This is a genomic window from Flavobacterium weaverense, assembly GCF_003688495.1.
Lineage (GTDB): Bacteria > Bacteroidota > Bacteroidia > Flavobacteriales > Flavobacteriaceae > Flavobacterium > Flavobacterium weaverense.
In genome coordinates, this window is record NZ_REFH01000007.1 from 122,928 (window position 1) to 134,743 (window position 11,816).

At 32.9% G+C, this 11,816-nt stretch carries 12 protein-coding genes; 8 read left to right on the forward strand and 4 right to left on the reverse strand.

Features of this window, described 5'->3' with window-relative positions; translation table 11 throughout:
* Positions 1 to 88 precede the first annotated feature (88 nt).
* Positions 89 to 2,299 (forward strand): TonB-dependent receptor, encoded by a 2,211-nt coding sequence (locus BC961_RS00565; protein WP_121923919.1) that lies wholly within the window; start codon positions 89 to 91, stop codon positions 2,297 to 2,299.
* Positions 2,300 to 2,353: 54 nt separating this feature from the next.
* Here BC961_RS00565 and BC961_RS00570 read toward each other — a convergent pair whose 3' ends face one another.
* Positions 2,354 to 2,767 (reverse strand): Rieske (2Fe-2S) protein, encoded by a 414-nt coding sequence (locus tag BC961_RS00570; protein ID WP_121923920.1) that lies wholly within the window; start codon positions 2,765 to 2,767, stop codon positions 2,354 to 2,356.
* Between the two features lie 162 nt (positions 2,768 to 2,929).
* Here BC961_RS00570 and greA point away from each other — a divergent pair, with 162 nt between their 5' ends.
* The 4 genes from greA to BC961_RS00590 all read left to right on the forward strand — a co-directional run bounded on the left by greA (position 2,930) and on the right by BC961_RS00590 (position 6,147).
* Entirely contained in the window at positions 2,930 to 3,406 is a 477-nt protein-coding gene (gene greA, locus BC961_RS00575; protein ID WP_121923921.1) for a transcription elongation factor GreA, read from the forward strand.
* 34 nt (positions 3,407 to 3,440) lie between these two features.
* Positions 3,441 to 3,830, forward strand: coding sequence for an HIT family protein (locus BC961_RS00580; protein WP_121923922.1), 390 nt, complete (start codon positions 3,441 to 3,443; stop codon positions 3,828 to 3,830).
* 78 nt (positions 3,831 to 3,908) lie between these two features.
* On the forward strand, positions 3,909 to 4,805 hold the full coding sequence (locus tag BC961_RS00585; RefSeq protein ID WP_121923923.1) for an SH3 domain-containing protein: 897 nt from the start codon (positions 3,909 to 3,911) through the stop codon (positions 4,803 to 4,805).
* A gap of 169 nt (positions 4,806 to 4,974) precedes the next feature.
* Positions 4,975 to 6,147, forward strand: a complete 1,173-nt coding sequence (locus BC961_RS00590; RefSeq protein ID WP_121923924.1) for a transglutaminase domain-containing protein — start codon at positions 4,975 to 4,977, stop codon at positions 6,145 to 6,147.
* On the opposite strand, the gene BC961_RS00595 is transcribed toward BC961_RS00590, so the two are convergent.
* Positions 6,139 to 7,293, reverse strand: a complete 1,155-nt coding sequence (locus tag BC961_RS00595) for a sensor histidine kinase (RefSeq protein ID WP_121923925.1) — start codon at positions 7,291 to 7,293, stop codon at positions 6,139 to 6,141. The genes BC961_RS00590 and BC961_RS00595 overlap by 9 nt on opposite strands.
* A gap of 175 nt (positions 7,294 to 7,468) precedes the next feature.
* On the opposite strand from BC961_RS00595, the gene BC961_RS00600 reads away from it, so the two are divergent.
* From BC961_RS00600 to aat, 3 genes are all read left to right on the forward strand, one after another.
* Entirely contained in the window at positions 7,469 to 8,344 is an 876-nt protein-coding gene (locus tag BC961_RS00600) for a flavin reductase family protein (RefSeq protein WP_121923926.1), read from the forward strand.
* A 28-nt stretch (positions 8,345 to 8,372) separates the two neighbouring features.
* Positions 8,373 to 8,750, forward strand: coding sequence for a DUF3127 domain-containing protein (locus tag BC961_RS00605; protein WP_121923927.1), 378 nt, complete (start codon positions 8,373 to 8,375; stop codon positions 8,748 to 8,750).
* A gap of 153 nt (positions 8,751 to 8,903) precedes the next feature.
* The gene (gene aat / locus BC961_RS00610) at positions 8,904 to 9,545 is read left to right on the forward strand and encodes a leucyl/phenylalanyl-tRNA--protein transferase (protein ID WP_121924492.1); all 642 of its coding nucleotides are present in this window, start codon (positions 8,904 to 8,906) and stop codon (positions 9,543 to 9,545) included.
* 244 nt (positions 9,546 to 9,789) lie between these two features.
* Here the strand turns inward: aat and BC961_RS00615 are convergent, their stop codons facing one another.
* Together BC961_RS00615 and thiH are read right to left on the reverse strand one after the other, a co-directional pair.
* Complete coding sequence (locus tag BC961_RS00615) at positions 9,790 to 10,500, reverse strand: HesA/MoeB/ThiF family protein (RefSeq protein WP_121923928.1); 711 nt, start codon at positions 10,498 to 10,500, stop codon at positions 9,790 to 9,792.
* A 54-nt stretch (positions 10,501 to 10,554) separates the two neighbouring features.
* The gene (thiH, locus tag BC961_RS00620; protein WP_121923929.1) at positions 10,555 to 11,712 is read right to left on the reverse strand and encodes a 2-iminoacetate synthase ThiH; all 1,158 of its coding nucleotides are present in this window, start codon (positions 11,710 to 11,712) and stop codon (positions 10,555 to 10,557) included.
* Positions 11,713 to 11,816: the final 104 nt, after the last annotated feature.

Sequence of the window (11,816 nt, forward strand, 5' to 3'; positions counted from 1 at the left end):
AGCGTGCACACTATATTTATATCGTAGTAAACAATCAATAATTTAAAAAAAGAATAATTCCCCCTTTTATTCGTAATCTTTTTTACGGATGAAAACTATTTACAATTTTTCTAGCCGAAAAGGCACAAAGGCACAAAATGTAACTTTTTTAGTGTCTATCTTCTTTTCTTTATCTTCTATCGGATCTTTTGCGCAAGTAAAAGACACTACTAAAGTCAATCAATTAGATGAAGTTCTAGTTTCGGCTGTTCGTGCCAATTCTAAAACACCAGTTAGTTTTAGTAATCTAAGCAAGAAAGACATCAAATCTCGCAATCTTGGTCAAGACATTCCTATTTTAATGAATTATTTACCATCAGTTGTAACCACTACTGATGCGGGAAATGGAGTAGGCTACACAGGAATTCGCGTGCGTGGAAGTGATGCCACTCGTGTGAATGTAACTATTAATGGAATTCCTTATAATGATTCTGAAAGTCATGGAACCTTTTGGGTTAATATGCCTGATTTTGCTTCTTCGGTAGAAAGTCTGCAGTTGCAGCGTGGAGTAGGAACTTCAACAAACGGTGCAGGTGCTTTTGGTGCTAGTTTGAATATGCTGACTGATACTTACGCTAAAGAAAGCACTGGTGAAATATCTAATTCTTTTGGTAGTTTCAACACTAGAAAACACACTGTGAAATTTAGTACGGGTTTGATGAATGACCATTTTGAAATCGCTGGTCGTCTTTCCGCACTAAAATCAGACGGGTATATTGACAGAGCTTCTTCTGATATGAAATCCTATTTCTTGCAGGGAACTTATCTTGGGGAAACGACTTTAATCAAAGCTTTAGCTTTTGGTGGAAATCAAAAAACGTATCAATCTTGGAACGGTTTAGAAGATTTGGATAAATTAAAAAATGACCGAACATTTAATCCTGCTGGTAAGTATAAGGATGAATTTGGACAACTTCGATTTTATGAAAACGAAACTGATAATTACCAACAAGATCATTACCAATTGCATTGGAACGAAAAAGCTAGTGAAAATTGGAGTACTAATTTAGCTTTTCATTACACTAAAGGGGAAGGGTTTTATGAAAATTATAAAGAGAATCAGAAATTTGCGGGTTACGGATTAACTCCAATTGTTATTAATGGAACAACTATAAATAGGACAGATTTGATTCGTCAGAAATGGTTGGTAAATGATTTTTATGGAGCTACTTTTTCGGCAAATTATAAAGAGGAAAAGCTTAATATTATTTTTGGTGGAGGTTATAATAAATATGAAGGAAATCACTTTGGAAGAATTATTTGGGCGCGCTATGCTTCAAAATCAGAATTAGACGATCATTATTATGATGATTCTGCTACTAAAACTGATGAAAATATTTTTGCAAAAGCAAACTATCAAATCACTGAAAAGTTAAATTTATACGGAGATTTGCAAGTTAGAAATGTTCATTATAAAGCCAATAATGCCGAAGCTGGTTTAGTCAATGACAACTTCAATTTCTTTAATCCTAAAGCGGGTTTAAATTATGAACTCAACCCTAAAAACGCCTTGTATTTTTCATATGCAAGAGCGAATCGCGAACCAAATAGAAACGATTATGAAAACGGAAGTCCGAGGCCAGAAAAACTAAATGATTTTGAATTAGGAATGCGTCATGTGGATTCAAAATTAAAATTGAATGCTAATGTGTATTACATGGCTTACAAGGATCAATTGACCGTTACTGGAGCTTTAGACGATGTAGGAGCACCAATTCGTGAAAACAGTGGCGATAGTTACCGTTTAGGAATTGAACTTGATGCGACAATTTCGATTTTAAACAATTTATTTATTAGACCAAACGTAACCATTAGTTCGAATAAAAATAAAGATTTTTTCTTTAAAAGAGATGGTGTCTTAACATCATTAGGCGATACTAATATTGCTTTTTCACCTGATTTTATTGCAGGAAATATTGTGAGCTTTGTGCCAACAAAAAATCTTCAAATATCATTTTTATCGAAATATGTTGGTGAGCAATACATGGCAAATATTGATGCCGAAGGCTCTAAGCTTAAATCCTATTTTACAAATGATTTGAATGTTTCGTATGAGTTTACTCCAAAAGCGGTTTTCAAATCAATTTATCTTTCAGCTTTAGTGAACAACATCTTTGACTATAAATACATTTCTAATGGTTTCTTCTATACTTTCGATGATGATGAATCTAATCCTCCAGCTATTGCTACATTTGAAGGAGCAGGTTATTATCCTCAAGCAGGAATTAACTTTTTAGTAGGATTAACTTTGAAATTTTAATTGAAAATTTTTATTAAAAAAAAGGCTGAAAGAATTATTCTTTCAGCCTTTTTTTTAATTATAAACTCGTAAAACTGTACCGTTAACTTCTACTCGATATTGTTTCAACGGATATTGTAATTTTCCTTGTCCGGTAAATAAACTGTATTCTTCACTATCGCATGCACAGACAGCATTTATTCCTTTAATAGTCATTGTGGAGCAAGATGCTAAAGTTTGATTGGGACATGCGGCATCAAATGCATTGTAACCGCTTCCAGTATTAAAAACGATGACGCCACGAACTCCTTTCCCAGTTATTAAAACAGCATTGCTAATAAATTTTAAATTGGAGTATTCTGGTAAATTTAAGTTGAGGTCTATAAGCACAGAGTAATTAGGTAAGTAAGGATTAGTATTCTTAAAACCAGAATCGCTGCACGAAAAAAGTAGAGGGAAAATTAAGAAAAAGAAGGAATATTTTTTCATTTTAAAATAGTGTCAAAGTATTAGCGAAACAAATTTAATTTATTTAACTTTGAATTATATATGATTAACATATATTTATAGACGAAAAAAAAATAATAGTATCTTTGTGGAAACAAATCCCGTCCCGATGGGATTTTTTCTATTTATATAAATAAGGAAGTTATGAGTACAGTATCGTATTACAGCGCAGATGGGTTAAAGAAATTAAGGGAAGAGTTGGATTATTTGAAGAGTGTAATGCGTCCAAAAGCCTCTGCAGATATTGCTGAAGCAAGAGATAAAGGTGATCTTTCTGAAAATGCTGAGTACGATGCAGCAAAAGAAGCTCAAGGAATGCTAGAAATGCGCATTGCTAAATTAGAAGAGGTGCATTCAAATGCTCGCTTAATTGATGAAACGCATTTAGATCTTTCTAAAGTGTTAGTTTTATCGATTGTGAAGATTAAAAATCAAACTAACGGCATGGAGATGAAATATACTCTTGTTGCTGAAAATGAAGCCGATTTAAAAGCTGGAAAAATCTCAGTTACTTCACCTATTGGTAAAGGTTTACTTGGAAAATCTGTGGGAGAAGTTGCTGAAATTACAGTTCCAAACGGAGTTTTGAAATTTGAAATTTTAGAAATTACAAGAGACTAAATAGCTTTATTTTAACCAAAAAATTATTTTTTAAATGTCAAGTATTTTTACTAAAATAGTCAATAAAGAAATTCCTTGCTATAAGATAGCAGAGGATGATAATTTTTTAGCATTTCTTGATGTAAATCCGAATGCCAAAGGACATACGCTTTGTATTCCAAAAAAAGAAATCGATAAGATTTTTGAAATGGAAGAGGATTTATATGTTGGATTGATGCAATTTTCACGAAAAATTGCTATTGCTTTAGAAAAATCAGTTCCCTGCAAGCGAGTAGGAATGGCGGTCGTTGGGCTCGAAGTGCCACATGCTCATGTACATTTGATTCCATTAAATGAAATGGATGAAATGCGTTTTCAAAATAAAGTATCACTGACAAAAGAAGAATTTGAAGCGTTAGCTCAAAAAATCAAAGACAATTTATAAATAAAAATTTATTTTTTTAATTCCACAAATTTGGTAATCATTTATCTGAGTTTGTGGAATTTTTTTATTTTGAACATTATGAAAAAGCTATTATTTTTAGTTTTTATATTAATTTCTTTTTTGGCATTTAGTCAAGAAAAGAGTAGTCATAATTATTACTGGAATGAATACGAAGTGCATGAAGCAATAGTTGGTGCTGCTAATTGCTATGTTAGAGAATTGCCCTCTGTACAATCGCGATCATTAGATTCTTTGCAAGTGGGTAAAAAGATAAAAGTGCTAAAAACGACAGGCAATGATTTAAATATTAAAGGTCTAAATGTGTCTTGGGTCGAAATAGAATATGAAAATAATTCAGGAAAATTAACTAAAGGATATTTGTGGAAAGGCTTTGTAGCACTTGGATATTTTAAAAAAGACAATTTTACTTATCTCACGCTGATAGATAAAATTGAAACTAAAAAGGAATCGGAAGATTACGAAATTAGTAATGTTACAATTTCAGTAAAAATTTTAGACGAAAACAATACTCTTGTCGGTCAAAAAACCGTATTAAAACCTCTTGGAGGAAGCTTTTACTTTCAAAATAAAACTATTGGAAATTTAGGTTTAGCTAATTTATTAGATATTTATAGGATCAATTTTAGCGGCGAAGCTTGTGGTATTCCAACACTATACTACTATTTTGGTTGGAACGGAAATGCTTTTTTAGAATTACCAGAAAAAAGAGAAGTAAGTGATGCAGGTGTTTATTACTATGTTGAAAATTTTATATTTCCAAAAGAAGCTGGTGGAAAACCTGATTTAATACTTAAAAATATTGAAGAAGGTGAATACGATCAAAATGAAGGTGAAAATAATAATTATGTTTTAGATGTTTCTAAGTGGACAGAAACTTTCAAATGGACTGGCGAGAAAGCCGTTTTTATTTCAAAATCAAAGCCAATTAAATCGAAAAGTAAACAAACTAATTAAAATTTACTTCTATGTATCTACTTCTTTTCAATACGAATGGTGAAAATAGAAACTCGAAATTTTAATTCCTAGGGTCGAGATTTAGCAAATAAAACAAACTGGTATGGTTTTCGTTTAAAGGAATAAGGTATGTAATTTTTGCATTTTAATTTTTAGAATACTCTTCTACATGAAAAAGACTTTAATACTCTTTACTTTATTATTTACTATTTTAAGCTTTGGGCAATCTCCAAATAAATTTGAAGCAGTTGATGCTAAAATGATTATTATTCCGGCTCGTTCAGCAGTAAGAACTGATGGAATTGCTAGTTATATTAATGATAATTTCAAGTCAGAAAGTGATAAGATTAGAGCAGCTTTTTTTTGGACTGCATCAAATATTAGTTACGATGTTTCAAATATGTACTCCGTGAAGTATGATGAAACCGTTCAAGATAAAATTGCACGCACATTAAAATCTAAAAAAGGAGTCTGTTCTAACTACGCTGAAGTTTTAAATGATATTACAAAAAAGATTGGGATTCAATCTCATATAATTGAAGGTTATAATAAACAAAACGGTAAGATAACAAATCTAGCTCATGCTTGGACGGCAGCAAAAGTTGATAATAAGTGGTGTTTATTTGATGCGACTTGGGGTTCAGGATATGTTAATAATGGACGATTTTCCAAAAAACTAAATGATGCTTATTTTAAAGCGGATCCTAATCAATTAATTTCATCACATATTCCATTTGATTATTTGTGGCAATTTTTAAATTATCCTATAACTAATAGTGAGTTTTATGAAGGAAAAGTTCAAATTAATAAGTCTAAAAAATATTTTGATTTCAAAAATGAAATCACCAAATACAATTCTTTGCCAGAGACAGACCAACTATTTGAATCCGCTCAAAGGATAGAGAAAAACGGTTTAAAGAATGCAATGATTGTCGAACGTTATGAATTTAAAAAGGGCAAATTAGCGTCTATTCGGAAGAATAATAATATTGAAAAGTTAAATGCTTTAGTAAACGAAATGAATTACGCTGTTGCGATGCTGAATGATTTTATACACTATAGAAACAATAAATTCAAACCTACTTTTTCTGATAATGAAATCAGTAATATGATTGCTGCGCCAAAAGAAAAACTTTTGAAGTGCCAAAAAGAAATTTACGAAATAGGGGATGTTGGTAATGCAAACGCAGCGAACTTTTCATTAATAAAGAAAACATTGAATAAGACTTTGGCGCAAGCCGAAGAACATGATGCATTTGTAAAAGAATATTTGGGCAAGTCAAAATTAATTAGAAAAACAATGTTTTCTAAAATGTCTTTTGCTACGAGTAGATTAAAATAATTCATTTTTTTTCAGTCTTACTTGGAATGTTGTGCCTTTTCCAATTTCGGAATGTAGAACTTTGATAGTTCCTTTATGATATTCCTCAACAATTCTTTTTGTTAATGAAAGTCCTAATCCCCAACCTCTTTTTTTAGTGGTAAAGCCAGGTTCAAATATGCTTTTAAATTGTTTCTTGTGGATTCCCGCGCCCGTGTCAGTAACTTTAATATTTACATAATCAGCTTCGTCTTCAATTTCTAAAGCTAATTTACCTTTTCCCTTCATGGCATCAATTGCATTTTTAACTAGGTTTTCAATAGTCCAACTGTGTAATGTGGGATTCAAAGAAACTAGTATGGGAGATTGCGGTGCTTTAAACGAAAACTCAATTTGTTTAGAAAAACGAGATTGTAAATAATCGTAAGACTGTAGCGTTTCTTCAACGATATCCTTAGTTTCTAATTTTGGTTCTGATCCTATTTTAGAGAAACGATCGGTTATGGTTTGCAAGCGCTCAATGTCTTTCTCAATTTCCAGTGTGGTGCTTTCATCCACATCTTCAGATTTTAGTATTTCGACCCAGCCTATTAGTGATGATAAAGGTGTTCCTATTTGGTGTGCTGTTTCTTTAGCCATTCCTGCCCAAAGTTTGTTTTGAGTGGCCATTTTAGTACTTCGATAAAAGTTATAAACTAAACTACCAAAAAGAACTATAATAAGCACTAAAGCAATGGGATAATATTTTAGTTTATTGAGTAATGCTGAATTGCCGTAATAGAGTTTTTGAAACTTACCAGCAACGTACTCTATAACGATTGGTTCGTTTTCACTTTTTAAATCGTGCAGGAAGTTCATTGCTTTTTGATTGTCCTTCACAATGACCTCATCTACATTTACGGTATTTATTATGCTGTCATTCTCCGTAAGGATGATAGGAATAGAAGTATTATTACTGAAAATTTGAAGCGGAAGCTCCACATCTGTATTTTCTCCAGCATTAATGAAAGTTTTTTGTGCTTTAGCCCAAAGATTCATTTTCAATCGCTCTTCATTTTTGAAAATTTGAAAAAAGGTGTAAGTATTCCAAAGAATTAGCGAAATGATTAAAAAAGAGGCGAAAATAATAGCCCAGCGGGTTGTGTCTCTTCGGTCAGAAAACTGCATAAATAGAATTTTGAGGTATAAATATAACGAATTTAATACGGAAGTATTTTAGTATCAGTTAAAGTATTTTATTTTGGAAAAAAGGAATAAATTTTTAATTCGATTTGTGACTTTGGACCTCTTAAATTTAATTCATTTGCCTACTTTTGTAACCCTAAGCGCTAAATTTAAAAGTATGATTACAGTTGATCCTAAAACTATAGAAACGGCAAAATTACAAGGATATTTGCAAGGATCTGTTGGCCCTAGACCTATTGCTTTTGCTAGTACAATGGACGTTAATGGGAATCCAAATGTATCTCCTTTTAGTTTTTTTAATGTGTTCAGTGCAAATCCGCCCATCCTTATTTTTTCGCCGGCTCGACGCGTTCGCGATAACTCTATTAAACACACTTTAATAAATGCTGAAGCTACTGGCGAAGTGGTAATAAATGTGGTTAATTATGATATGGTACAGCAAATTTCACTTGCGAGTACGGAGTATGCTGAAGGGATTGATGAATTTATAAAATCAGGTTTAACGCCTGTGCCTTCAGAAGTTGTAAAACCTTTTAGAGTAAAAGAATCGCCTGTTCAGTTTGAGTGTAAAGTAACGCAGATTATGGCTCTTGGTACAGAAGGTGGAGCAGGAAATTTAATCCTTTGCGAAGTAGTACGAATTCATATTGATGAAAGTGTTTTAGATGAAAAAGGAGGGATTGATCAACATAAAATTGATTTAGTGTCCAGACTAGGAGGAAATTGGTACTCTAGATCGAATCAAGGACTTTTTGAAGTGCCTAAACCTTTAACTACGTTAGGTATTGGCGTTGATGCTATTCCAGCTCAAATAAAGCAAAGTAAGGTGTTTGACGGAAACGATTTAGGTATGCTTGGAAATGTAGAAGCCTTGCCAACTGCCGAAGAAATTACTATATTTGTAAAAGAAAATTTTGAAGTAAAAGGGGTGTTGAGTGCTGATGATGAAGAGAAAAAATACCAGTTAGCGAAAGAATATCTGAATAAAAATGAAGTGATAACTGCATGGAAAGTGCTTTTATCTAAAAAATAATTAGAGCCAAACAATTAAAATAGAGAAGATGGAAGTTACAGGAAAAATTAAAATGATTGATCAAACTAAAGAAGTTGGATCTGGAGGTTTCAAAAAAAGAGACATAGTTGTTACAACTGATGAGCAATATCCACAGCATATTCTAGTTCAATTTGTTCAGGACAAATGCGATTTATTAAATGGTTTCCAAGTAGGTCAACCAGTTAAAATCGATATCAATTTAAGAGGTAGAGAATGGACAAATCCACAAGGAGAAACTGTTTATTTTAATACCATTCAAGGATGGAGAATTTCGCAAGCTCAAGGTGATGCACCAGCTGCTCAAATGCCTCCTATGCCTGCAGCACAAGCATTTGCTCCAGCAACAAATTTAAATGAAGAAGAAGCAGACGATTTGCCATTCTAATATAAAATTTGTAGAAATTTATAGAAACCAAATTCCATATTTAGCTTGTCTGAAAATGGTATTTGGTTTTTTTTTCGTTTTGATAATCTTTACAATTGTGATTGCTATTGATTCTCATATTTTTAATTATGGTTACTGCTGAAAATGAGTAAATTGTATTACTTAACTACTGATTTATTTTTCCCTCCCGTTTCTCAAGCGAATCGCGACGGGATTTTAGCCGTAGGCGGAGATCTCTCTGCTGAAAGATTATTACTCGCTTATAAAAGTGGTATTTTTCCTTGGTTTGAACAAGATGATCCCATACTTTGGTGGTCACCTAATCCTAGAATGGTTTTATTTCTACAGGAGTTAGTTGTTTCTAAAAGCATGCGAAACATACTAAATCGGAATAGTTTTACCGTCACTTTCAATCAAAAGTTTAGAGACGTAATGTCGCATTGTCAAAAAGTGAAACGAGATGGTCAATCAGGAACGTGGATTACAAATGATATGATTGAAGCGTATTGTAAACTGAATGAAAGTGGAATCGCAAAGTCAATTGAAGTATGGCAAAATGATGAATTAGTTGGTGGATTATATGGAATTGATTTAGGCCATGTATTTTGCGGTGAAAGTATGTTTTCACTAGTTTCAAATGCCTCCAAGGTTGCTTTTATAGCTTTAGTAGAAAAATTAAAAACAGACAAATACAAATTGCTGGATTGCCAAGTATATAATCCTCATTTAGAAAGTTTAGGATGCCGCGAAATTAATCGCTCTGAGTTTATAAAAATTTTACATAATTCTCATTAGGGCCTATTCCAGCTGTTCGTTACAAGTCCTCCTTAAAAATACTTTTTTTCTAAAGTCATAAAAGGAGCTTCCTGCCGGTCGCTCTTTTCTGCCTAAAAAAAATAGCCTTTTTCAGTCCGGGCTTTCCACTACCATCTGGGGCAAAAGTATGTATAATTTGATTTTTAAACCTTAGGAGAGAAATGATAGGTTTTAAAAATGTGTTTAGTCGAAAGCAAAAATATCCTGGTTCGAACTCCTACGTTTAAAAATCAAGCTTTGTAAAACTCCAATCCAAGGTTTTGAATAGAATTAGTTCATTTTTTAAAGTTGGTAAACCAATGATCAATTTCAAAGTTTCGTGCGCCATCATAAGTCCAATCATTCCAGGCAATGTGCCTAAAACTCCATTCAGACTGCAATTTGGTGCATCTTTAGAATTGGGTGGTTCTGGAAATAAGTCACGAAGATTTTTACTTCCTTTATGATTAAAAACGGCTAGCTGACCCTCAAAACCTAATATACTGCCATAAACTAATGCCTTTCCTAGCGCAACGCAAGTGTCATTGACGAGGTATCGAGTAGCAAAATTATCAGATCCATCTACCACCAAATCAAAATCATTTATAATTCCCGAAGCATTCTCAGTAGTTAACTTTTCCTCAAAAGATAAGACTTTTATTAAAGGATTTAGTTTTTCAAGTATGGCTTTCGCCGTTGGCGCTTTTAATAAACCAATTTGCGCTTCCGTATATAAAATCTGCCTGTGTAAGTTGTGAATTTCAATCTTATCAAAATCTATAATTCCAATAGTTCCCAAGCCAGCCGTTGCTAAATATTGTAGAATAGGACATCCCAATCCACCAGCACCAATTACCAGAACTTTTGCATTCTTCAGTTTTTCTTGCCCTTCATCACCTATTTCTGGCAACATGGTTTGTCTGTTGTACCGTAAAAATTCTTGTATAATGCTCATTTTGATTAAGTCTTAAAGTTTTTAAAGTCGAAAGTTATAAAGTCAATGAAATACTTAATTAAGAATCGAGCTGTCTTTAAGACTTTCGACCTGCGACTTTTGACTAAAGGTTCTGTCCCAATCTTTCCAAATGGGTTCATATCCTTTTTGCGTAATTATCGCTGCGATTTCTGCTGCAGAGCGTTCATCGCTAATTTCGAACTGCTCTAAAGATTGCAGGTCTGCGGCATAACCACCGGGATTAGTTTTAGATCCCGCACTCATACTTGTAGTTCCAATAGCTATAATATTATTTCTAAATTTTTCATTCTCTCTAGTCGAAATGGAAATTTCTAAATCCTCGTTCCACAAGCGATACGCACAAATAAGTTGCGTCAAATCTTTATCATCCATTATAAAATTAGGTTCGATAAAACCTTCGGCTGGACGAAGTCGGGGGAATGAAACGGAGTATTTTGTCTGCCAATACGCTTTTTGTAAATAATCTAAATGCAAAGCGTTAAAAAAACTATCGGTGCGCCAGTCTTCTAAACCTAATAAAACGCCCAAACCTATCTTGTGAATTCCCGCTTTTCCAATACGGTCCGGAGTTTCCAATCTATAGTCAAAGCTTGATTTTTTACCTTTAGTATGATATTTCTTGTAAACTTCTTGATGATAGGTTTCCTGATACACTAATACCGAATACACGCCAGCTTGATGCAGACGTTTATATTCCTCTTGTGAAAGTGGTTGCACTTCGACTGAAATTATAGAAAAATCCTTTTTTATTTGATCAATTGCATTCAAAAAGTAATTGATATTTACAGTGTAATTCGCTTCACCAGTAACTAACAAAACGTGATCAAAGCCTGCCTTCTTTAAAACTGCTATTTCAAGCTCTATTTCTAGAGCAGACAGAGTTTTTCGATTAATTTTATTATCCAGACTAAAACCGCAATAAGTACAGATATTTTGACATTCATTGCTTAAGTATAAAGGAGCATACATTTGGATTGTTTTTCCAAAACGTTGCTTGGTTAATTTATGACACTGCTGCGCCATTTGTTCTAAATAGGGTTGCGCAGCTGGAGAAATCAATGCTAAAAAATCAGCTAGATTTCTTTTGGTTTTGCTAAGTGATAGCTCTACTTGATCAGTAGTACTTGCATAAATCTTAGATTGGATATCGTCCCAATTGTACTTTTCAAAAACAGAATTGAATGTTTTCATATTTTATTTTTTGCATTGAAATTTTAACAGTAAAGGATATAAAGCTTTCGTTAAGTTCACAAGAGTTTGCATTTCTTTTTTGTCTCCTTCTCCTTTGTAGAGGG